We start from the raw sequence: 25,012 nt of genomic DNA on the forward strand, positions 1-25,012 counted from the left end.
AAAAACCTTCTGTTTCAGTGCAGCAATCAAGTCGGCGCGCGCGGCGGATAGATCCGCGTCGGCAGCCAGAAAATCAGCAGAATCAGCGCCAGCGCGACGCCTGCCATGCAGATGTAAAGATCCGAGGACGTCAGCACCACCGCCTGTTCGTGCAGGCGATGGGCGAGCCCCGGATCGCGGTGATCGGCCAGCGGCGAATTGCCGAGGCTGTCGACCAACATGCTCGAATGAAAATGCAGGCGCGAAGTGGTCAGCGCCTCGATCACCCCGGTGGCAACTACCGCCGAGAGCCCTTTGACGGTGTTGAACCACGCCGAGGCGAACGGCCCGTCGAGCGGGGTAATGCTGCCGGTGGACAGCATCAGCAACGGCAGCACCGCCATCGGCTGGCCGAGAATCTGCAACCACTGCAGCACATAAAAATCATCGCGGATCCACGCCGAGGTCAGGTGCGACCCGCCCAGGCATGACAGCGCCAGCAGGCTCAAACCGATCCCCAGCACCCAGCGGCAGTCGACCCAGCGCAGGTTGCACAGCGCCGCCACCAGCGGCAGCGCGAGCAACTGCGGCAGGGCTGCGATCAGCATGATCGGCGCGGTCTGCACCGGGCGATAACCTTGCACCTGGGCCAGATAACTCGACGGAATCAGCACCACAGCAAGCAATACGACCAATACGCCGGCCAGCGTCATCAGGGCGAACGACAGGTTGCGAATGCCGAGCATCTGCAATTTGAAAAACGGAATCGGCTGCGACCACTCGTTGATCAGAAACGCCACCAGCAATAGCGAACCGGCGCCGAGCAAGGCGCAGATCAGGTTCGATTCGAACCAGTCCAGGCGATTGCCTTGCAGCAGGCCGATGACCAGCATGCAGATCGCCGGAAACCCCAACAGCAAACCTTTCCAGTTGAAGGTTTTCAGGCGTTCGAGACGCAGCGGATCCTGCGGAATGCCATAGGCCACCGCCGCTATGGCGATCAGGCACGGCACGACGATTTGCCAGAACGTCCATTGCCAGCCGACGTATTCGGTCCACAAACCGGCCAGTGGCGTGCCCAGTCCCGGGCCGAAGGTCGCGGTCAGCGCATAACCGGCCAGTCCGTACAGCTTGATGTTCGCTGGCAGGAAACGCAGGGCGACGGTCATCAACATGGGCGGCAAGGCGCCGCCCGCCAGCCCCTGCACAGTGCGCATCAGCAGCAGGCTTTCGTAGTTAGGCGCGAACGGGCACAGCACACCGAGCAAGGTGAACAGGCTGATCGCGCACAAGGTGAAGCGCCGTAGCGAGAAGGTCACCGAGCACCACGGCGCGAACGCCATGGCCGCGACCGAGGTGGCGGTGTAACTGGCGACCAGCCAGGTGCCTTCGTCGTAACCGATGTGCAGCGCGCCGCGAATATCGGCGAGGGCGACCTTGGTCACCATCTCGTTGAGGCCCGATACCAGCACTGCCAGCAGCACGCCGACCAGGCCAATGATGATCCGCGCCCCGAACACCGGTGGCGCAGCCGCCGTCGCCGGATTGGCCGCAGCAACAGGTGCCGCAGCCGTCAGGGATGTCATGAATACACACTCCGGAGAGAAAAATACCGGAGCATTTTAGTGGGGCTTGGCAATGCCGAAAATTGACTTATTGGCAGGTTATAAGTGCATCAGACACAACAATGAGACTTGTAGGAGTGAGCCTGCTCGCGATAGCGGTGTGTCAGTTGATTCAGGTGTCGAATGACATACCGCTATCGCGAGCAGGCTCACTCCTACAGGGGTTTTGTGTCGGTTCCAAGTCTAGGGCTGTGCCGCCAGCCACGTTTCATCGCAGCAGGTTTTCAGGGTTTCGCGCAGCCAGCGGTGTGCCGGGTCCTTGTCGAAGCGCGGGTGCCAGGCCTGGGTCAGCATCAGCATCGGCAAGGGAATCGGCAGGTTGAACGAGCGCAGTTTCAGGCCCAGGCGGCGGACACTCAACAGGGCTTCCTTGGGCACCGGCAGGATCAGGTCGGAATCCGGCAGGGCGAACATCGCCGCATGGAAACTCGGCGCAATCACCGCCACTCGGCGCTCCAGGCCCAGCGCATTCAGCGCCGTATCGATCGGGCCGCGGGCGATGCCCCGGCGCGACATGCTGATGTGAGAGAACCCGGCGTAGCGCTCGGCGGTGATTTCGCCATCGAGCAGCGGATGGTCCTCGCGCACCAGACCGACAAAATGCGTCGAGAACAGGTTCTGCACTTTCACTTCAGGCGTGACCGGCCGGGTGTTGCTGACGCTCAGGTCGATGCGTCCTTCGCGCAGCGCCTCGTCGTCGCCGTCTCCTTCCGGGACGAAGCGCAGTTCGCAGTGCGGGGCGAGTTTGTCGAGGGTGTCGAACAACTTGCCGCCATAGACGCCGACGAAAAAGTCATTGGCGCGAATGCTGAAGCGCCGCCGCAGGGTGCCCAGTTCCACGCTATCGGCAGAGCGGAACAGCAGCGCGGCCTGCTCGACCACGTCGCGCACCTGCTCGCGCAGCTCAAGAGCCTTGGGTGTCGGCACCAGACCGCGGCCGGCGCGCACCAGAATCGGATCGCCGATGGCTTCGCGGATGCGCGTCAACGTGCGGCTCATCGCCGCCGGGCTGAGATTCATCCGCCGCGCCGCACCGACCACACTGCCCTCGTCGAGCAGAGCGTCGAGGGCGACGAGCAGGTTCATGTCCGGGAGTTGCATGCTGAGCACTCTTGGCTGATCGGGATTGATCTGGACGCAATGCTAGCAAACATCTTTCAGATCAAGCGGTGCCGCTGATAAAGCTATCGCGAGCAGGCTCACTCCTACAGGGGGAACGCATTCCAAAATGCAGGAGTGAGCCTGCTCGCGATGAGGCCGGCGGTCACACCACGATCAGCGCTGCATACCCCAACGCTTGACCGTCACCCGCTCCAGCGAATCGAACACCAGATTCTCCACCAGCAAACCAATCAGGATCACCACGGCCAACCCGGCGAACACCTTGTCGGTGTACAGCTCGTTGCGGTTCTGGAAGATGTACCAGCCGAGCCCGCCCTTGCCGCTGGTGGCGCCGAACACCAGTTCTGCCGCGATCAGGGTGCGCCAGGCAAACGCCCAGCCAATCTTCAGCCCGGCCAGAATCGACGGCAGCGCCGCCGGGATCAAAATGAACAGGACCAGGCGTAAGCCCTTCAAACCGTAATTGCGCCCAGCCATACGCAGGGTTTCGGAGACACCCATGAAGCCGGCATAGGTGTTCAGCGCCAGTGCCCACAGCACCGAATGCACCAGCACGAAAATCAGGCTGTTCTGCCCCAGGCCGAACCACAGCAGTGCCAGCGGCAACAGGGCAATCGCCGGCAGTGGATTGAGCATCGAGGTCATCGTGCTGAGCAGATCGCGGCCCAACTGCGTCGACACCGCCAGCGTGGTCAGGCCAAAGGCGAGGATGATACCGATCAGATAACCCTTGATCAGCACCACCAGCGAAATCCATACCTTGGCCAACAGCTCACCGCTGAGCAAGCCGTCGAACAGCGCATGGCTGGTCTGCAGAAAACTCGGCAGCATCAGGTCATTGTTCTGGACTCGCGCGATCACTTCCCACAGCAGCGCCAGCACGATCAGGATCAGGCTCTTGCGCAGCCAGCCCTGTTGCCACAGCCGCGTACCCAGCGCCAGCTCACGCTCGACCGGCACCGCCGTCAGCGGCTCGAGCTCGATTTCGAATTCTTCACGCACGGATGATGAATGGCTCATCGGGTAGTCCTCCTGGCCGCTCAATAGGCGATGCGAATGTCGTTGAAGTCGTGATCACGTTCGGTGTCGGGCGACTGGCCTTCATCGAACAGCAGCCGGTGAATGCGCCGCGCCGACTCCTGAAACGCCACACCGCCAAGGCTGTGCAGATCGTATTGATGGCTGTGCACTTCGGCGCGCACGCGCCCCGGATGGGGCGACAGCAACAGAATGCGATTGCCGACCACCAGCGCCTCTTCGATCGAGTGGGTGACGAACAGCAAGGTAAAACGCACCTCGTCCCAGAGCAGCAGCAGCTCCTCCTGCATCTTGCGCCGGGTCAGCGCATCCAGCGCAGCGAACGGCTCGTCCATCAGAAGGATTTTCGGTTGCATCGCCAGTGCCCGGGCAATCGCGACCCGCGCTTTCATGCCGCCGGACAGGGTGTGTGGATAGGCGTCGGCGAACGCCGCCAGCCCGACCTTTTCCAGATAGTGCAGCGCACGTTCTTCGGCGTGTTTTTTGTTCAACGTTCGCGAGGCCAGCAGCGGAAACATCACGTTCTGTTTGACGGTTTTCCAAGGTGGCAGTTGATCGAATTCCTGAAACACCACAATCCGGTCCGGCCCCGGCGCATCGACGCGCTGGCCTTGCAAACGGATCTCGCCTTCGGACGGCTGGATGAAACCGGCGACGGCTTTGAGCAAGGTCGACTTGCCGCAGCCGGACGGGCCGAGCAGCACGTAACGGTCGGCCGGGTCGATTTCGAAACTGACCTGATGGGTGGCGCGCACCACGCGTTGCGGCGTGCGGTATTCGAGGCTGACGCGATCGACCGCCAGCAGCGCTTCGCTGCGGGCGACCGGGTTGCTGGCCGCGTGGCCTGGCAAGGGAGCGTTCATGGTCTTGGCAATCTCCGCGAATCAGAAAGGCGCATCGCCCTGGATGGTCGTGCGATACAGCTTGCGGCGCAGGTGCGCGGGGCAACCAGCGGCGAGGTGGATCAGCGAGCGGTTGTCCCAGAACACCAGGTCATGGGGTTGCCACTGATGGCGGTAGATGTTTTGCGGCAGCACGCTGTGGGCGTAGAGCTCACTCAGCAGTTGCTGACTTTCGTCTTGCGGCAAGCCGACGATGCGGGTGGTGAAGCCTTCGCTGACGAACAGGGCCTTGCGGCCGTTTTCAGGGTGTGTGCGCACCACCGGATGCACCACTTCGGCGACTTGCGCCAATTGTTCCGGGGTCAGGGTCGGGCGCCAGTTGCCCTCGAACCTGGTTTCGCTGTAGCGCGCGGTGTACGAGTGCGCAGCGAAGCGGCCTTCGACAGCGTTACGCAACGCGGCGGGCAGGTCGTCCCAGGCTTTGTGCATGTCGGCGAACAGCGTGTCACCGCCCTCCTCCGGCAACTCCTGGGCATGAAGCATCGAACCGAGGCTCGGCAGCTCTTTATAGGAGAGATCGGAATGCCAGAACTTACCGGCGTCACCGAGGCCGATGTTCTGGCCGTTTTCGATGACGTTGGAAACAATGAGGATTTCCGGATGATTGGCCAGCAGGAACTGCTTGAGCACGTGAATCTGCAGCACACCGAAGCGGCGGCTGAAATCGATCTGCTGTTGCGGGGTGATCCGTTGGTCGCGAAACACCACGACATGGTGATCGAGGTGCGCGCGATGAATGCGCGCGAAATCATGGTCATTGACCGGTCGGCTCAGGTCGAGGCCAACGATTTCGGCGCCGACGGCACAGCTAAACGGGCGAATTTCGAAGGTTTGCGGCGCGGCGGTCGCGGCGCTCAGGGTGGCAATAGCTGCGGACATCTTTCCATCTCCCCCGCACGGCGCGCTCACGGGCGCGCTCGTCGATCAGACACTCACGCTGGATTGCGTGTTGGTTCAGGTCGTGCGGCGCGCCGATTGGTCGGCAGGTACGCAGGGGGACGACTTTATAGCTATAAGAATTGGAAATTAAATACCGTTGGAGAATAACGATATGGCGATTGGTACGGGTTGGGTGACGATTTGTGTCACTTACAAGCACGAAGTGGCGATTTTGCTGACGCCATCGCTGGCAAGCCAGCTCCCACAGTTTTTTGTGTCGGATACATAATCAAGTTCCAACCAAGAACCTTGTGGGAGCTGGCTTGCCAGCGATGAGGCCAGTGAGGCCACTGAAAATCAGCGTTCGTGCAACGCCTCGGCCCGCGCGCGAATGATCGGTTTGAGCAGGTAGCTCAACACTGACTTCTTGCCGGTGATGATATCCACCGAAGCGACCATCCCCGGAATGATCAGCAGCGGCTTTTCATCCGTGCCCAGGTGGCTGCGCTCGGTGCGCACCTTGATCATGTAGTAGGTGGTTTTCTTGTCTTCATCGGTGATGGTGTCGGCGCCGATCTGCTCAAGTTGGGCCTTGAGCCCCCCATAAATGGTGTAGTCGTAGGCAGTGAATTTGACGATCGCTTCCTGTCCCGGATGCAGGAAGGCAATGTCCTGCGGACGAATTTTCGCTTCGACCAGCAGGGTGTCATCCAGCGGCACGATTTCCACCATGTCGCTGCCCGGCTGGATGACGCCCCCGATGGTGTTGACCAGCAACTTGTTGACGATACCCCGCACGGGTGAGGTAACCAGCGTACGACTGACGCGGTCTTCAAGGGCCTTGCCGGTGGCCTGGGCCTTGTTCAGATCGGTGCGTGCCTCGTTGAGCTGGGTCAGCGCTTCGCTGCGGAATTTGCCACGGGTCTCGTCGATCTTGCGCTGCACTTCCTTGATCGCCGACTCCGCACGCGGAATGGCCAGGGTGGTTGCGTCGAGCTGACCACGGGTTTCAACCTCGGCGCGCTTGAGCCGCAGCACTTCCACCGGCGACACCGCGCCCTGCGCCACCAGAGGCTCGGACATATTGATTTCCTGGCGTTGCAGGCCCAGCTGCTGGCGGTACTGCGCCTGCTTGGAGCTGAACTCGCGCAGCTCTTGCTGGCGCTGAATCAACTGCTCCTGCAAGCCGCCGATTTCGTCGTGCAACTGCTGACGGCGGCTGATATACAGCGATTCTTCGCTCTTGGCCTGCCCCGGCACAGCTTTGAGCACGTCCTCGGGAAAATTCAGCGGACGATCATCGACTTCCGCGCTCAAGCGTTCTACACGCAACAGCATTGACAGGCGATCCGCTTCAGTTTCGCCGACGTTGGAAGCAAAACGCGTGTCGTCGAGACGAATCAGCGGCGCGCCGGCTTCGACGATCTGCCCTTCCTTGACGAACAGCTCCGAGACGATGCCGCCCTCGAGGTTTTGAATCTTCTGGATCTTCGACGACGGAATCGCCTTGCCGTCGCCCTTGGTCACTTCGTCGATCACCGCGAAGTTGGCCCAGAGCATGAGGAACACGAAGAAACCGATGATCGCCCAGATGGTCAGGCGCACAACGCGCGGGGCGTCTTCGATCAGCGCCTTGTTGACCTCTGGCAGCGGCTGGCCCTGCAGCGAAGCAGAACCCTTGAAGTAGCGACGGATCGATTCCTTGACACCGGACTTAAGCAACACTGATCTGCCCCTTCTTCAACGCTTCCATCACCGCGGCTTTCGGGCCGTCGGCGAGAATCTGCCCGCGATCGACCACCAGCAGGCGATCGACCAGCGACAACAGCGATGCCCGGTGCGTCACCAGCACCACGGTCTTGTTTTCGATCACCGCCGCGAGGCGTTGCTTGAGGCGTTCTTCGCCGGTGTTGTCCATGGCGCTGGTCGGCTCGTCCATCAGCAGAATCGGCGGATTGAGCAACAGCGCCCGGGCCAGGGCAACGTTCTGCCGCTGGCCGCCGGACAGGTTCTGCCCACGCTCGCCGACTTGCAGCTCGTAACCCTGCGGATGCAGGCGAGCGAATTCGTGAACGCCGGCCAGTTCGGCAGCTTGCAGCACCAGTTCGTCTTCGACATAACGTGCGCCGGACACCAGGTTGTCACGCAAGGTGCCGGCCAGCAGTTGGATGTCTTGTGGTACGTAGCCGATGTTGTAGCGCAGTTCGCTGACGTCGATCTGGCGGATGTCCACGCCATCGACCAGCAGCGCGCCGTCGTCCGGTTGATAGAGGCCGACCAGCAGTTTGGCCAGCGAACTCTTGCCCGAGCCGCTGCGGCCGATGATGCCGATCTTCTCGCCGGGACGGATCACCAGGTTGATGTTTTTCAGCGCCGGATTCTGTTGCTCCGGGTAGGTGAAGCTCAGCTGACGGCACTCGATGGCGCCTTGCAGCACCTTGCGGCTCAGCGGGCGTTCTTCGAAATTGCGCTCCTGCGGCAACTCCATCATCTGGTCGACCGAGGTCATGGTCACCCGCGCCTGCTGATAGCGCGTGAGCAGACCGGACAGCGAGGCCAGCGGGCTGAGCGCGCGACCGCTGAGCATGTAGCAGGCGATCAGCCCACCCATGCTCAGGTTGCCGGCGATGATCTGGTAGACGCCGAAGACGATCATGATCACCCCGGCCAGTTGCTGGATCAGCAAGGTGATGTTCATCGCCAGACCGGAAAGCATCTTCACCCGCAGTTCGAGGCGGCTGAGGGTGCCGATGGTCTGCTCCCATTGGTACTGACGCTCGCTTTCGGCGTTGTTGACCTTGACCGCGTCGAGGCCGGCGAGGGTTTCGATCAGGCTCGACTGGCGCTCGGCACCGAGGGCCATGGTGCGCTCCATGGTCGCGACCAATGGCTTCTGCAACGCGTAGCCAATCAGCAAGGCAATCGGGAAGGCCAGCACCGGAATCCATACCAGATGCCCGCCGAGAATAGCGATCACGATAAAGATCAGGATGGTGAACGGCAGATCGATCAGGCTGGTCAGGGTCAGCGAGGCGAGGAAGTCGCGCAGGCTCTGAAACTCATGGATGTTCTGCGCAAAGCTGCCGACCCGCGCCGGGCGGTATTTCATCGCCATGCCGACGATGCGTTCGAACAGCGTCGCCGAGATGATCAGGTCGGTTTTCTTCCCGGCCAGGTCCAGGCACAGACTGCGCAGGCTTTTCAGGATCAGGTCGAAGATGTACGCGCCGGTAATGCCCAGCGCCAGCACCCACAGGGTCGCTTCGGCCTGGTTCGGCACCACGCGGTCATACACGTTCATCACGAACAGCGGCGCGGCCATGGCGATGATGTTGATCAGGAAACTCGCGGCGATCGCATCGGCGTAGAGCCAGCGCGAGCGCTTGAGGGTGTCGCGAAACCACGAGCGCGCACGCGGAATCAGCGTGCCGTGGTTGACGTCGAATTTGTGTTGCGGCTGAGCGAAGAAGACTTTGCCGATGTAGTCGTCGGCGAGCAGCTCGCGGCTGACGGTCGACTCGCCGCCATCGCTTTCGCTAAGCAGCACCCGCGCATCACTGTCGCCCTGCCAGCCGAGCAGCACGGCACTGCGGCCGTCCTTGAGCAGCAGCAAGGCCGGCATGGCGATCGCCGGGATTTCTTCGAGTTTGCGCTGAAGCACCCGCCCTTGCAGGCCGGCGCGAGCCGCCGCACGCGGCAGCAACTCGACACTCAGGCGTTGTTTGGGCAGCGGCAGGCCGGTGGTCAGCATCGCTGCGCTGGCCGGCTTCTGGTGCAGCATGCAAAGGGCGAGCAGACCATCCAGTAACGGATCGTCATGCAACGCGCGTGGATCATGGCTGAGATGAACTCGACTGACTTCTGATTCCACGCTCGACACTCTTCGACAGTTGAAAGGGATAACTCAATTCATCCCAGGCAGCTGGACCTTGGGTTTCACATCGTTCTGCACAACCGATGCCAACGGCGCGACTACACCCTGGCTTTTGAGCAATTCGCCCATGGTCGCCTTGATTCGGTACTGAGTAAATAACTGAATGTTCTTGATTTCCGCCAGACGCCGCGACGCGGTGAACAGCTCGTTTTCGCTGTCGAGCAGATCCAGCAGGGTCCGTTCGCCGAGGCTGAACTGGCGCTGGTAAGCCGTGCGCACCGAGGTGCTGTGATCGACGTATTGCTGGGCGATCGGCACCTGCGCATTGGCGTTATTGAGGGCGTTCCAGGCCAGGCCGAGCTCTTCGTTCAACTGACGCAGGGCGTTGTTGCGGATGTCCAGCGCCTGGTTGGCGAGGTACGACTTGGATTCCAGATCAGCCTTGTTACTGCCACCGGAATACAGGTTGAAACGCATGCGCAGCATGGCCTGCCATTCGTTGTTGTGACCGTTCTGACCATCGAGGTCGTTGTCGGCGGTGCGGCCCAGCTCGGCATCGAAACGTGGGTAGAAGGTCGACTTGGCGGTGGCGTACTGCTTCTCGGCAGCGGCGATATCCGACTCGGCCGAACGCAGGATCGGGCTGTTTTCCAGCATCTGCGCGCGGGCCTCGTTGAGGTTGGCCGGCATCATTGCCATGAACGGCGCCGGGCGCTCCAGTTGATCGGGCATCTGGCCGACGGCGCTGAGGAAATTGGTTTCCGAGTCGGCGAGGTTGGTCTGCTCGGTGATCAGGTTGTTGCGGGCCTGGGCCATCCGCGCTTCGGCCTGATCGAGGTCGGCGCCACTGCCGACGCCGCGCTGAGTGCGCAACTGGATCTGGTCGTAGATGCGCTGGTGACTCTTGAGATTTTCCTCGGCCAGACGCACGAATTCGCGGCGAGTCAGCACATCCAGATAAACCTGAGCGACAGTCAGCGCGGTACGTTCGGAAGTGCCGAGCAGCGAGTAGGCACGCGAGCTGACGTTGGCTTGTTGACGCGCAACTTCGTTGGAGGTGGCAAAACCGTCAAAAACCATTTGCGAGAGACGTAAACTTGACTCGCTGCGATTCAACGTCTCCCAGTGATTGCCGCCGCCGTTGGCGCGAGTGGTCACGCTATCGGTGCCTTCGCGGCCGTAACCGCCCAGTAGATCGACCTTGGGCAAGTAGCCGCCCTTCGCCGCCTTCAACTGATAATCCGCTGCCAATCGACTGTTGACTCCCGCCTGGATCTCCGGATGGACATCCAGTGCCTGTTGCATGGCTTCTGGTAAGGATTGTGCTTGTACGAATGAAGCGGCGAGAGCGAAGGGTGCGGCAAGGAGCAAAAGCGAACGCATGGTTGGAATTTTCCCAGAACTTCTTGTCTTGAATCACAGCAAAAACGCGGCGCTGCGTCGGATGACGGCAACCCGAAAGACCGTATGTCGGAAAGTTCAAAAGAGGAACTGGATGACAGGCTGAAGGACAGGTCGCCGCGGAAATATCAATGTGACATTAGTGGGGCGATTGTTTAGGATGGCACCCATAAGGTCAATAGTTTGGCATAAAGTTAATCGCGAAAATTTATAGCCAATTTATTGACGAAATACAGCGTCAACAAGTTATCCATTTTCTAGAAACACGTCCAGACTGAAGTGGCGCCGACGCCCGTCAGGTCCATGGAAGTCAACTGAACGCGACACCCCGGAGAGTCTTCAATGAGCAGTGTTGTTGCCATCGTCAAAAGCATTGTCGGTCAGGTTTTCGTGGTGTCCCCAGAGGGCGTGCGACGCGTACTCGTTGAAGGCGATCGCCTTTATGTTGGCGATCAGATCGACACCGGCCTGTCCGGCGCCGTGTCGCTGGAGCTGGCCGATGGCCGCACCCTCGATCTGGGTCGCGATACGCAGTGGAGCGCCAGCGCGCCCGATTCCAGCACCGACCTGGCTGAAGCCACCGCGCAAGCTGCGCCTTCTGTAGAAGAGCTGCAGCAAGCCATCGCCGCCGGCGTCGACCCGACCACCGCCCTTGAATCCACCGCTGCGGGCCCAAGCGCCGCGGGTACCGGTGGTGCCGCCGGTGGCGGCCACAGTTTTGTCATGCTCGACGCGACCGCGGGCCGGGTCGACCCGACCATTGGTTTCCCGACTGCCGGGATCAACGCTGCCGGGCAAGTCGCCCAGGAGACCACCGGTGGCCTGACCAGCGACACCACCACCAACGCCCTGCGCGCCTCGACCCTGAGCCTGACTGCCACGCCGACCATTACCGAAGCCGGCGGCGTGCTGGTGTACACCGCGACCCTGACCCAGGCGCCGCTGACGGACCTGACCATCACCCTGTCCAACGGCTCGGTGATCGTGATTCCGGCCGGTTCCACCACCGGCACTGTCAACGTGCCGCTGGCGCCGAATGACACGGTGTACAACGACCCGACGCAAATCGACGTGACCGTCACCGGGACCACCGGCGGCAACGGCATCACCGTGACCCCGCCGACTACTCCGGCGACTACCCAGGTCACCGATACCGTCGACACCACCACCGTCACCCTGACGACGGCCCCGAACGTTACCGAAGGCGGGCAGATTACCTACACCGCGACGCTGACCAATCCCGCCCAGACCCCGGTGACCGTCACCCTGTCGAACGGCTCGACCATCACCATCGGCGCGGGCCAGACCACTGGCAGCGTCAACGTGCCGACCCCGACAAACGACGTTTATAACAATGGCAGCACCGTCAGCACCACGATCACTGGCGCTACCGGTGGCAACTTTGAAAATCTGGTGCCGAATCCGACGCCAGCGGTGACAACCATTACCGATTCGGTCGACAACACCGGCCTGACCCTGACCGCGACCAACAACGTCGTTGAAGGTGGTCAGATCACCTATACCGCGACACTGACCAACCCGGCGCAAACCCCGGTCACCGTCACCCTGTCGAACGGCTCGACCATCACCATCGGCGCGGGCCAGACCACTGGCAGCGTCAATGTGCCGACTGCGCCGAATGACGTTTACAACAACGGCGGCACCGTCAGCACCACCATCACTGGCGCTACCGGCGGCAACTTCGAAAATCTGGTGCCAAGCAACACGCCAGCAGTCACCACCATCACCGACTCGGTCGACAACACCGGCCTGACTCTGACCGCGACCAACAACATCGTTGAAGGCGGCCAGATCACTTACACCGCGACACTGACCAACCCGGCGCAGACGCCGGTCACCGTCACCCTGTCGAACGGTTCGACTATCACGATTGCCGCTGGCCAGACCACTGGCAGCGTCAATGTGCCGACTGCGCCGAATGACGTTTACAACAACGGCGGCACTGTCAGCACCACCATCACTGGCGCTACCGGCGGCAACTTTGAAAACCTGGTGCCAAGCAACACGCCAGCAGTCACCACCATTACCGACTCGATCGACAACACCGGCCTGACCCTGACCGCGACCAACAACATCGTTGAAGGCGGCCAGATCACTTATACCGCGACACTGACCAACCCGGCGCAGACGCCGGTCAGCGTCACCCTGTCGAACGGTTCGACCATCACGATTGCCGCCGGCGAAACCGTCGGCACCGTCAATGTGCCGACTGCGCCGAATGACGTTTACAACAACGGCGGCACCGTCAGCACCACCATCACTGGCGCTACCGGCGGCAACTTCGAAAATCTGGTGCCAAGCAACACGCCAGCAGTCACCACCATCACCGACTCGGTCGACAACACCGGCCTGACTCTGACCGCGACCAACAACATCGTTGAAGGCGGCCAGATCACTTACACCGCGACGTTGACCAACCCGGCGCAGACGCCGGTGACCGTCACTCTGTCCAACGGTTCGACCATTACCATCGCGGCCGGCGAAACCGTCGGCACCGTGAACGTGCCGACAGCGGCGAATGATGTCTACAACAATGGCAGCACCGTCACCACGACCATCACTGGCGCTACCGGTGGCAACTTTGAAAACCTGGTGCCGAACACGACGCCAGCCGTGACCACAATCACCGACTCGGTCGATGACACCGGACTGAGCCTCAGCGCCAGCGGTTCCGTGGCCGAAGGCGGCCAGATCACTTACACCGCGACGCTGACCAACGCCGCTGGCTCGCCAGTGACCGTGACCTTGTCTAACGGCGCCGTGATCACCATCAAGGCTGGCGAAACCACCGGCACCGCGACCGTTGCTGCACCTGCCGATGACGTCTACAAAGACGCCGGCTCCGTGCAGGCGACGATCACCAGCGCCACCGGTGGCAACTTCGAGAACCTGGTACCAAGCACTGCTCCAGCCGTGACGACAGTCACCGACACCATCGATACCTCGACAGTCAAATTGACCGCCGATACTTCTGTCGCCGAAGGCGGCACCGTCACTTACACCGCGACTGTTGGCGCGCCAGTTACCGGCTCACCAGTCGTGGTAACTCTGGCCAACGGCCAGAACATCACCATCGCCGTCGGCCAGACCACCGGTTCCATCACCTACACCGCTCCGAACGACGCGCTGACCGGCAACGCTCCGCTGACCAACTCAATCACCAACGTCAGCGGCGGCAACTACGAAAATCTGGTTGCGGACAAAACTCCAGTTTCGACCACCGTCACCGACGTTGCCGACACCACCAATCTGTCGCTGAGTGCGACAGGATCCGTGGCTGAAGGTGGCCAGATTACGTACACCGCGACGCTGACCAACGCCGCTGGCTCACCGGTGACCGTGACCTTGTCGAACGGCGCCGTGATCACCATCAAGGCTGGCGAAACCACCGGCACCGCGACCGTTGCTGCACCTGCCGATGACGTCTACAAAGACGCCGGCTCCGTGCAGGCGACGATCACCAGCGCCACCGGTGGCAACTTCGAAAACCTGGTACCAAGCACTGCTCCAGCCGTGACGACAGTCACCGACACCATCGATACCTCGACGGTCAAATTGACCGCCGATACTTCGGTCGCCGAAGGCGGCATCGTCACCTACACCGCCACCGTTGGCGCACCGGTTACCGGCTCGCCTGTTGTCGTGACGTTGGCCAACGGCCAGAACATCACCATCGCCGTCGGCCAGACCACCGGCAGCGTTACCACCCCCGTAGCGAATGACGTCCAGATCGGTCACGCACCGTTGACCAACTCGATCACCAACGTCAGCGGCGGCAACTACGAAAATCTGGTCGCCGACAAGACTCCGGTCAGCACCACCGTGACCGATACCGTCGACACCACCACCGTTGCGTTGACCGCCACCGGCAACGTCAACGAAGGCGGGCAGATTGTCTACACCGCGACGCTGAGCAACCCGGCCGGCACGCCAGTCACCGTAACCCTGAGCAACGGTTCGACGATCACCATCGACGCCGGCAAGACCACCGGCACCGTGACCGTTCCGGCGCCTGCCGATGACGTCTACAAAGACGCCGGCAAAGTCGAAGTAACCATCAAGGACACTGCGGGTGGCAACTTCGAAAACCTCGTCGCCAACCCGACGCCAGCGGTGACCAACGTCGCCGACACCGTCAACACCACGCACCTGACCCTCAGCGCTGAAAGCTATGTGCTCGAAGGCACCTCGATCACCTACACCGCGACCCTGACCAACGCCGCGCAGACGCCGGTGACCGTCAACCTGAGCAACGGCCAGACCATCACCATCGAAGCTGGCAAGACCAGCGGTTCGGTGACCGTCGCCGCGCCGAGCGATGACGTCTACAAGGATGTCAGCAAGCTCACCGTGACCATGACCGATGCCAGCGGCGGCAATTTCGAGAGACTCGACGTCAGCAAGACCCCGGTCAGCACTACGGTCAACGACACCGTCGACAAGACCAGCCTGACCCTGACCGCCAGCGACACCGTCAGCGAAGGTGGCCAGATCACCTACACCGCGACCCTGAGCAACCCGGCCGGCAGCGCCATGACGGTGACCCTGGCCAACGGCGCGGTGATCAACATCGCTGCCGGCGCCACCAGCGGTTCGGTGAACTTCCCCGCCCCGGCCAACACGCCATACGTGGATGGCGGCAAGGTGCAGACGGCGATCTCCAGCCACACCGGCGGCAATTTCGAGAAGGTCGATGCCGATCGCTCTGCGGTCGTGACCAAAGTCACCGACAGCGTCGACACCACCAATATCAGCCTGAACGCCACCGGCAGCGTCGCCGAGGGCGGTTCGATCGTTTACACCGCGACCCTGACCAATCCGGCCGGCACCGCCATGACCGTGACCCTGAGCAACGGTGCGGTGATCAATATCGCCAAAGGCGCGACCAGCGGCACCGCGACTGTCGCCGCTCCCGGCGATGACGTGTACAAGGACGCCGGCAAGGTTGATGCGAGCATCACCAAGACCAGCGGCGGTAACTTTGAAAATCTGGTGGTCGACAAGACCCCGGCCGTGACCGATGTCACCGACACCATCAATAACAGCACCGTTTCACTGACGGCCAGCGCCAGCACCGTCGAAGGTGGCGTGGTGGTGTACACCGCGTCCGTGACCGCACCGGTCACCGGTTCGCCGGTAGTTGTGACCTTGTCCAACGGCCAGACCATCACCATCCCGGTCGGCGCCAGCAACGCCAGCGTCAACTTCACCGCGCCGAACGATGCTCTGGCCGGCGGCAACACGCTGAGCGTCAAAATCGACGGCACCAGCGGTGGCAATTACGAAAACCTCGTCGCCGATAAAACCCCGGCCGTGACCTCGGTGACTGACGTTGCCGACACCACCAACCTGTCGTTGTCCGCGACTGGCTCCGTGACCGAGGGCGGTTCAATCGTTTACACCGCCACGCTGAGCAATCCGGCCGGTACGCCGGTCACCGTGAATCTGAGCAACGGTGCGGTCATTACCATCGAAGCCGGCAAAACCACCGGCACCGTGACCGTTCCGGCGCCTGCCGATGACGTCTATAAAGATGCCGGCAAAATCGAAGTCACGATCAAGGACGCCTCGGGCGGCAACTTTGAAAATCTGGTGCCGAGCAGCACGCCGGCGGTCACTGATGTCACCGACACCGTTGACACCTCGACAGTCAAATTGACCGCCACCGAGACCGCTGCCGAAGGTGGCACTGTCACCTACACCGCCACGGTCGGCGCGCCGGTCACCGGTTCGCCGGTTGTTGTCACCCTGGCCAACGGTCAGAACATCACCATCGAAGTCGGCAAGACCAGCGGCAGCGTGAGCACTACCGCGCCGAACGATGCATTGACCGGCCACGCGCCGATCACCAACTCGATCACCAACGTCAGCGGCGGCAACTACGAAAACCTCGTTGCTGACAAAACCCCGGTCAGCACTACCGTGACCGACACCAGCGACACCACCAACCTGACGCTCAGCGCCACCGGTTCGGTGAATGAAGGCGGGCAGATCACCTACACCGCCACCTTGAGCAACGCCGCCGGTTCGCCCGTCACCGTGACCTTGTCGAATGGCGCGACGATCACCATCGATGCCGGCAAAACCACCGGCACCGTGACCGTCGATGCACCAAAGGACGACGTCTACAAAGACGCCGGCAGCGTTGAAGCGACCATCAAAGGCGCGACCGGTGGCAACTTCGAAAACCTGGTCACCAGCACCGTTCCGGCGGTGACCACCGTCAACGACACCATCGACACCTCCACCGTGTCGCTGAGCGCTACGGCGAACGTCGCCGAAGGCGAAACCGTGGTCTACACCGCGACCGTGGGCGCGCCAGTTACCGGTTCGCCGGTGATCGTGAGCCTGTCCAACGGTCAGACCATCACCATCGCCGTTGGCGAAACCACCGGCAGCGTCAACTACGTCGCGCCGAACAGTCCGCTGGCCGGCGGCAGTTCGCTGAGCGTGACCATCGATGGCGCCACGGGCGGCAACTACGAAAAACTGGTGGTGGATGGCAAGTCCGCGGACACCGCGGTATCGGACACCACCGACACCACCAATCTGAATCTGACTGCCAGTGATTCGGTAGCCGAAGGTGGCCAGATCACCTACACCGCAACGCTGACCAACCCGGCCGGCACACCGGTGAGCGTGACCCTGTCGAACGGCGCCGTGATCACCATCAAGGCTGGTGAAACCACTGGCACCGTGACCGTTCCGGCACCTGTCGATGACGTCTATAAGGATGCCGGAAAAGTCGAAGTCAGCATCAAGGATGCAACGGGCGGCAATTTCGAGAACCTGGTGCCAAGCACTGCTCCGGCGGTGACCAACGTCACGGATACCATAGACACAACCACCGTCAAACTGACTGCCACCGAGTCGGCCGCTGAAGGTGGCAACGTCACCTACACCGCTACTGTTGGCGCTCCGGTAACCGGTTCGCCTGTGGTCGTGACTCTAGCCAACGGCCAGACCATCACCATCGGTATTGGCCAGACTACCGGCACCGCGACTACCACCGCACCGAACGATGTGTTGAACGGTCATGCACCGATCACTAACTCCATCACCAACGTGACCGGTGGCAACTTCGAGAATCTGGTTGCTGATAAGTCGCCGGTTTCGACCAACGTTACGGACACCGTCGACACCACCAGCCTGTCGCTTGGCGCGACCGGTTCCGTGGCTGAAGGTGGTCAGATTACGTACACCGCCACCCTGACCAACGCTGCCGGTTCGCCAGTGACCGTGACCCTGTCCAACGGCGCCGTGATCACCATCAAGGCTGGCGAAACCACTGGCACCGTGACCGTTCCGGCACCGGCCGATGACGTCTACAAAGACGCCGGTTCCGTGCAGGCGACGATCACCGGCGCCACCGGTGGCAACTTCGAGAACCTGGTGCCGAGCACTGCACCAGCCGTGACGACAGTCACCGACACCGTCGATACCTCGACCGTCAAACTGACGGCCGATACGTCGGTGGCTGAAGGCGGCACCGTGACTTACACCGCCACCGTCGGTGCACCAGTTACCGGCTCGCCAGTTGTCGTGACGCTGGCCAACGGTCAAACCATCACCATCGGTGTTGGCCAGACTACCGGCACTGCAACCTCTGTTGCCCAGAACGATGCGCTGGTCGGCAACGCGCCGATCACCAACTCGATCATCAACGTCAGCGGCGGCAACTTCGAGAATCTGGTTGCCGACAAAACTCCAGTCTCGACCACCGTCACCGATGTTGCCGACACCACCAACCTGACGCTGAGCGCGACCGGTTCCGTGGCTGAAGGTGGCTCGATCGTTTACACCGCCACGCTGACCAACGCTGCCGGTTCGCCAGTGACCGTGACCCTGTCCAACGGCGCCGTCATCACCATCAAGGCTGGCGAAACCACCGGCACCGCGACCGTTCCGGCGCCATCCGATGACGTCTACAAAGACGCCGGTTCCGTGCAGGCGACGATCACCGGCGCCACCGGTGGCAACTTCGAGAACCTGGTGCCGAGCACAACGCCCGCCGTCACACAAGTTACCGACACCGTCGATACCTCGACCGTCAAACTGACGGCCGATACGTCGGTGGCTGAAGGCGGCACCGTGACTTACACCGCCACCGTCGGTGCGCCAGTGACTGGTTCGCCAGTTGTCGTAACCTTGGCCAACGGTCAGACCATCACCATCGGCGTCGGCCAGACTACCGGCACCGCGACTACCACCGCACCGAACGATGCCTTGACCGGCCACGCGCCGATCACCAACTCGATCACCAACGTAACTGGCGGCAACTACGAAAACCTCGTGGCCGATAAAACCCCGGTCAGCACCACCGTCACCGATGTGGCCGACACTACAAATCTGTCGCTGAGTGCGACGGGCTCCGTGGCTGAAGGTGGCTCGATCGTTTACACCGCCACGCTGACCAACGCTGCCGGTTCGCCAGTGACCGTGACCCTGTCCAACGGCGCCGTGATCACCATCAAGGCTGGCGAAACCACCGGCACCGCAACCGTTGCTGCGCCGTCCGATGACGTCTACAAAGATGCCGGCTCGGTGCAGGCGACGATCACCGGCGCCACCGGTGGCAACTTCGAGAACCTGGTGCCGAGCACAACGCCCGCCGTCACACAAGTTACCGACACCGTCGATACCTCGACCGTCAAACTGACGGCCGATACGTCGGTGGCTGAAGGCGGCACCGTGACTTACACCGCCACCGTCGGTGCGCCAGTGACTGGTTCGCCAGTTGTCGTAACCTTGGCCAACGGTCAGACCATCACCATCGGCGTCGGCCAGACCACCGGCACCGCGACTACCACCGCACCGAACGATGCCTTGACCGGCCACGCGCCGATCACCAACTCGATCACCAACGTAACTGGCGGCAACTTCGAAAATCTCGTTGCTGACAAAACACCGGTCAGCACCACGGTGACCGACACCGTCGACACTACGAACCTGACGCTGTCTGCGACCGGTTCTGTAGCCGAGGGTGGTCAGATTACGTACACCGCAACCCTGACCAACGCCGCCGGCTCGCCAGTCACCGTGACCCTGTCGAACGGTGCCGTAATCACCATCAAGGCCGGCGAAACCACCGGCACCGCAACTGTTCCGGCACCGTCCGACGACGTCTACAAAGACGCCGGCTCCGTGCAGGCGACGATCACCAGCGCCACCGGTGGCAACTTCGAAAACCTGGTACCGAGCACAACGCCCGCCATCACCAGCGTCACCGACACCATCGACACCACCTCGGTCAAACTGACCGCGACCGCGACCGCGGCTGAAGGCGGCAACGTCGTCTACACCGCCACCGTCGGTGCACCAGTTACCGGCTCGCCAGTTGTGGTAACCCTGGCCAACGGTCAGACCATCACCATCGGCGTCGGCCAGACCACCGGCACCGCGACTACCACCGCACCGAACGATGCCTTGACCGGTCACGCACCGATCACCAACTCGATCACCAACGTAACTGGCGGCAACTACGAAAACCTCGTGGCCGATAAAACCCCGGTCAGCACCACCGTCACCGATGTGGCCGACACCACCAACCTGACGCTGAGCGCGACAAGTTCTGTGGCTGAAGGCGGTTCGATTGTTTACACCGCGACCCTGACCAACGCCGCTGGCTCGCCAGTGACCGTGACCTTGTCCAACGGTGCCGTCATCACCATCAAGGCAGGCGAAACCACCGGTACCACAACCGTTCCGGCACCGACCGACGACGTCTATAAAGACGCCGGCTCCGTGCAGGCGGCCATCACCAGCGCCACCGGTGGCAACTTCGAGAACCTCGTTCCGAGCACCACGCCTGCGATCACTCAAGTCACCGACACCATCGACACCACCACGGTGAAGCTGACCGCGACCGCCACTGCGGCTGAAGGCGGCAACGTCGTCTACACCGCAACTGTCGGTGCTCCGGTTACCGGCTCACCAGTTGTGGTAACCCTGGCCAATGGTCAAACCATCACCATCGGCATCGGCCAAACCACCGGCACCGCGACCACAACCGCACCGAACGATGCGTTGACCGGTCACGCACCGATCACCAACTCGATCACCAATGCGACTGGCGGCAACTTCGAAAACCTCGTAGCCGACAAGACGCCGGTCAGCACCAACGTGACCGACACCGTCGACACCACTAACCTGTCGCTGAGTGCAACCGGTTCTGTTGCCGAAGGTGGTCAGATTACCTACACCGCAACCCTGACCAACCCTGCCGGTTCACCTGTGACAGTAACCCTGTCCAACGGCGCCGTGATCACCATCAAGGCTGGCGAAACCACCGGTACCACAACCGTTGCTGCGCCGTCGGATGACGTCTACAAAGACGCTGGCAGCGTGCAGGCAACCATCACCGGCACCAGCGGCGGCGGTTTCGAAAATCTCGTTACCAGCACCGCTCCGGCGGTCACCAGCGTTGCCGACACCGTCGACACCACCACCGTCAGCATCAGCGGCAGCACCTCGGTGACCGAAGGTCAGACCGCCACTTACACGGTCAGCCTGAACCACCCGGCGCAAACCGAAGTGACCCTGAAAATCGTCTACAGTGGCACCGCCGCCGACGGTTCGGATTTCACCGGCGTCTACACCGTGAAGATTCCGGCGGGCGCGAGCAGCGCGCAGTTCAACGTCGCCACCCTCGATGACAAGATCACCGAAGGCACCGAGAACTTCGTGGTCAAGATCGATTCGGCCACTGGCGGCAACTTCGAGAACCTTGCGGTCAGCGCCACCAATGGCAGCGTCAGCACCTCGATCATCGACAACGATGCGCCGCCGGTGCTCGACCTGGATGCCAACAACTCCAGCGGCGCCACCGGTGCCGATTACAAAGTGACGTTCACCGAGAACACTCCGGGCGCGGGCGTGTCGATTGCCGACACCGATATCAAGATCACCGACCCGGACAGCACCCTGCTGACCGGCGCCACCGTGGTCCTGACCAACCGTCAGGACGGCGATGCGCTGAACCTGGGCAACAGCGTCAACGGCATCACCATCAATGCCAACAGCACCAACGGCACGGTGACCCTGACCCTGTCGGGTAACGCGACGCTGGCCGACTACATGCAGGTCATCAAGAACATCAGTTTCACCAACGGCAGCGAAAACCCGAGCACCGTGCCGCGGATCATCACCGTGACCGTGACCGATGGCAGCAACTACTCCAACACCGCGACCACCACGGTCAACGTGGTGGCGGTCAACGACGCACCGGTGGCGGCGCCGAGCAATGTCACCGGCAGCGAAGACACGCCGCTGGTACTTGGCTGGTCGACCTTCGGTGTCAGCGACGTTGATAGCCCGGCCAGCAGCCTCGGGATCAAGATCACCCAGCTGCCGGGCGAAGGCAAACTGCAGTATCTGGACGGCTCGACCTGGAAGGACGTGGCCAATAACCAGACCTTCACCAAGGCCGACATCGACGCGGGCAAGCTGCGCTTCCTGCCGGATGCCAACGAGTCGGGTGTCAATGGCTACGGCGGCACCGGCCTGGGCAACAACCAGGCGGATTACGCGCAGATCAAGTTCCAGCCAACCGACGGTCAACTGCTGGGCAACACCGGCACGGTGAAAATCGACATCACGCCAGTGGCAGACGCGCCGACTGTGAACGTGGCCGACAATAGCGTGAAGTCCACCGGACTGATCAAGGAAGTCTGGACCGGTCTGTCCGGCCTGGGTACCAGCGGCAATGGCGCGGACTCGACCACGTTGAAAAACGTCATCGATGGCGCCGGCACGCCGAATTCCAGCGGCAATGTGACCAACGTACAGTCCGACGGCAGCGTGACCGCCGGCACAGCGTCGAAGACCTCGGGCCTGATGTACCTGGAAGCCGGCAAGACCTACACCTTCAGCGGTGTCGCCGATGACAGCTTGCTGATCACCATCGGCGGCAAGAATGTGGCGTCGGGCACCTGGGGTGCGGGCGGGGCGATCAACGGATCGTTCACCCCGACCACCAGCGGCTATTACACACTCGACATCTACCACCACAACCAGAGCGGCCCGGGCAGCTACGACGTCAACCTGTCGGTCAATGGCAGCACGCCGATCGACCTGAGCAATGCTGGCGTGCCGATCTACACCGGCGTGCAGGATCTGATCAACTCGGGCGTCACCGTCTCCGATCTGCACGGCACCAACGGCGAAGGCTATTACGACGGCTACAAGCTCAACACTGGCGCCGAAGGCACCACGGTGAAACTGTCGGCGATCAGCACCGCGCTGACCGATACTGACGGTTCGGAAACCCTGAGCGTGAAAATCAGCGGTGCACCGGTCGGTTCGGTACTCAGCGATGGCGCCGGGCATACCTTCACCGTCACCGCGAGCAACGGCGAAGCCAACGTCACCGGCTGGAATCTCGGCAGCCTGACCGTGACCCCGCCGACCTACTACAACGGCCAGTTCAACCTGACCGTGACCTCGACCTCCACCGAAATGGTCGGCGGTTCGGCGAGCAGCACCGCAACCATTCCGGTCACTGTGGTGCCAGCGGTCTACAACGCGGTCGTGGCAACTTCGGGCGACGACACCGTCACCGGTACCGATGGCAACGACATCATCGTCGCCGACATCGGTGGTCTGACCGTGGTGCCGGGCACCAACTACAACATTGCCTTCATGGTCGACAGTTCCGGCAGCATGAGCGCATCGTCGCTCAACGCGGCCAAGGACTCGCTGACCTCGGTGTTCAACACCCTCAAGCAAAGCCTGGGCGGCAGCAACTCAGGCACGGTGAACATCTTCCTGGTGGACTTCGATACTCAGGTCAACAAATCGGTGTCGGTCAACCTCAACGACCCGAACGCGCTGACCCTGCTCAAAGCGGTGCTGGACTCGATGGGCTCCGGCGGCGGCACCAACTACGAGGACGTGTTCAAGACCACGGCCAACTGGTTCCAGAGTGCTGACGCGGTGGCCAACACCGGGGCGAAGAACCTTACGTACTTCATCACCGACGGCCAGCCGACCTACTACCAGAGCGGCGAGCAGACCAACCCGACGCTGTACGGCAGCGTCAGGCTCGACAGCGTGGTCAATACCAGCAACTACAAGCCGGGCGACAGCTTCAGCACGTACATCGACAACACCCACTACCTGAGCATCAACAGCGCTGGCACGGTGGTTTTGCAGACGTACAAAAACGGCAACTGGAACTGGAGCAACCTGGGCACTATCCACGCTCAGGGTGACGGCACCTACGAGCTGTCGAGTCTGAATGGCAGCGGCAACAGCACCGACTGGTACACCACCGACAATTCCACCAGCAGCTTCGCGTTGCTCAATGGCCTGTCGAACGTCGAAGCCATCGGTCTCAACAGCGGCGTCAGCCTTAACGATCTGAAGCCCTACGATTCGGATAAAACCCCGCAGACCAACATCGATCCCAAGGATCTGGCCAACTCGATCATCGGCCACACCGAAGCGACGATGCCGGGCAACGACACCGTCAACGGCGGCGACGGCAACGACATCCTGTTCGGCGATCTGGTGAGCTTCAACGGCATTGCCGGTGAGGGTTATCAGGCAATGCAGGCGTTCGTCGCCAAGGAAACCGGCGTCGATGTCAGCAAAGTCAGCACCAGCAACGTGCACCAGTACATCACCGAGCACTATCAGGCGTTCGATGTGTCCGGTGCGCATGACGGCAACGACACCCTGCTGGGCGGCGCGGGCAATGACATTCTGTTCGGCTCGGGCGGCAACGACCTGCTCGATGGCGGCAAAGGCAATGACATCCTGCTCGGCGGCAGCGGCAACGACACGCTGATCGGTGGCAAGGGCAACGACATCCTCATCGGTGGTTCCGGTGCCGATACCTTTGTCTGGAAGGCAGGCGACACCGGTAGTGACGTGATCAAGGACTTCAAGGCCGCCGACGGTGACCGGATCGACCTGCGCGACCTGCTGCAGGGCGAGACCGGCAGCACCATCGACAACTTCCTGAAGATCACCACGGTCGACGGCACGTCCTCGCTGCAAGTCAGCTCGGGGGGCAAGTTCAACTCCGGCGATGCCGCGGCGGCAACACCGGACGTGACGATCAAACTGGAAGGCAACAACTGGTCGAGCGCCAGCCTGCACAACCTGATTGCCGGCAGCGACCCGACCATCAAGGTCGACCACAACAACAGCTGATGCATAAACAAAAC

9 protein-coding genes are annotated in these 25,012 nt (G+C 61.8%); 1 reads left to right on the forward strand and 8 read right to left on the reverse strand.

Annotation, left to right across the window (positions count from 1 at the left end):
• Window positions 1-26: 26 nt before the first annotated feature.
• The 8 genes from BLU24_RS00335 to BLU24_RS00370 all read right to left on the reverse strand — a co-directional run bounded on the left by BLU24_RS00335 (window position 27) and on the right by BLU24_RS00370 (window position 10,802).
• Window positions 27-1,565: an MFS transporter gene (locus BLU24_RS00335; RefSeq protein ID WP_093096027.1), complete on the reverse strand. Its 1,539-nt coding sequence runs from the start codon at window positions 1,563-1,565 to the stop codon at window positions 27-29.
• Window positions 1,566-1,787: 222 nt separating this feature from the next.
• Complete coding sequence (locus BLU24_RS00340) at window positions 1,788-2,705, reverse strand: LysR family transcriptional regulator (protein ID WP_090288096.1); 918 nt, start codon at window positions 2,703-2,705, stop codon at window positions 1,788-1,790.
• Window positions 2,706-2,879: 174 nt separating this feature from the next.
• Window positions 2,880-3,746 carry an ABC transporter permease gene (locus BLU24_RS00345; protein WP_093096030.1) on the reverse strand — a complete coding sequence of 289 codons (867 nt, stop codon included), beginning with the start codon at window positions 3,744-3,746 and terminating at the stop codon, window positions 2,880-2,882.
• A 20-nt stretch (window positions 3,747-3,766) separates the two neighbouring features.
• Entirely contained in the window at window positions 3,767-4,627 is an 861-nt protein-coding gene (locus BLU24_RS00350; protein ID WP_093096035.1) for an ABC transporter ATP-binding protein, read from the reverse strand.
• Window positions 4,628-4,648: 21 nt separating this feature from the next.
• A complete protein-coding gene (locus BLU24_RS00355) occupies window positions 4,649-5,545 on the reverse strand; it encodes a TauD/TfdA dioxygenase family protein (RefSeq protein WP_093096041.1) in 897 nt (298 codons plus the stop codon).
• Between the two features lie 357 nt (window positions 5,546-5,902).
• Window positions 5,903-7,270: an HlyD family type I secretion periplasmic adaptor subunit gene (locus BLU24_RS00360; RefSeq protein WP_090288088.1), complete on the reverse strand. Its 1,368-nt coding sequence runs from the start codon at window positions 7,268-7,270 to the stop codon at window positions 5,903-5,905.
• Entirely contained in the window at window positions 7,260-9,416 is a 2,157-nt protein-coding gene (locus tag BLU24_RS00365) for a type I secretion system permease/ATPase (protein WP_090288085.1), read from the reverse strand. Before BLU24_RS00365 ends, BLU24_RS00360 begins: the two co-directional genes overlap by 11 nt.
• Before the next feature lie 33 nt (window positions 9,417-9,449).
• A complete protein-coding gene (locus BLU24_RS00370; protein WP_093096046.1) occupies window positions 9,450-10,802 on the reverse strand; it encodes a TolC family outer membrane protein in 1,353 nt (450 codons plus the stop codon).
• Window positions 10,803-11,162: 360 nt separating this feature from the next.
• Here BLU24_RS00370 and BLU24_RS00375 point away from each other — a divergent pair, with 360 nt between their 5' ends.
• Window positions 11,163-24,998 carry a retention module-containing protein gene (locus tag BLU24_RS00375; RefSeq protein ID WP_093096050.1) on the forward strand — a complete coding sequence of 4,612 codons (13,836 nt, stop codon included), beginning with the start codon at window positions 11,163-11,165 and terminating at the stop codon, window positions 24,996-24,998.
• Window positions 24,999-25,012 lie beyond the last annotated feature (14 nt).

Origin of the sequence: Pseudomonas sp. Z003-0.4C(8344-21), assembly GCF_900104975.1 — a bacterium.
Classification (GTDB): Bacteria; Pseudomonadota; Gammaproteobacteria; order Pseudomonadales; family Pseudomonadaceae; genus Aquipseudomonas; species Aquipseudomonas granadensis.

What these genes read in the sequence shown, in the direction of transcription:
- BLU24_RS00340 (WP_090288096.1), bottom strand. Translation starts at nt 2,705, where the DNA reads ATGCAACTCCCGGACATGAACCTGCTCGTCGCCCTCGACGCTCTGCTC.
- BLU24_RS00345 (WP_093096030.1), bottom strand. Translation starts at nt 3,746, where the DNA reads ATGAGCCATTCATCATCCGTGCGTGAAGAATTCGAAATCGAGCTCGAG.
- BLU24_RS00370 (WP_093096046.1), bottom strand. Translation starts at nt 10,802, where the DNA reads ATGCGTTCGCTTTTGCTCCTTGCCGCACCCTTCGCTCTCGCCGCTTCA.
- BLU24_RS00335 (WP_093096027.1), bottom strand. Translation starts at nt 1,565, where the DNA reads ATGACATCCCTGACGGCTGCGGCACCTGTTGCTGCGGCCAATCCGGCG.
- BLU24_RS00350 (WP_093096035.1), bottom strand. Translation starts at nt 4,627, where the DNA reads ATGAACGCTCCCTTGCCAGGCCACGCGGCCAGCAACCCGGTCGCCCGC.
- BLU24_RS00355 (WP_093096041.1), bottom strand. Translation starts at nt 5,545, where the DNA reads ATGTCCGCAGCTATTGCCACCCTGAGCGCCGCGACCGCCGCGCCGCAA.
- BLU24_RS00375 (WP_093096050.1), top strand. Translation starts at nt 11,163, where the DNA reads ATGAGCAGTGTTGTTGCCATCGTCAAAAGCATTGTCGGTCAGGTTTTC.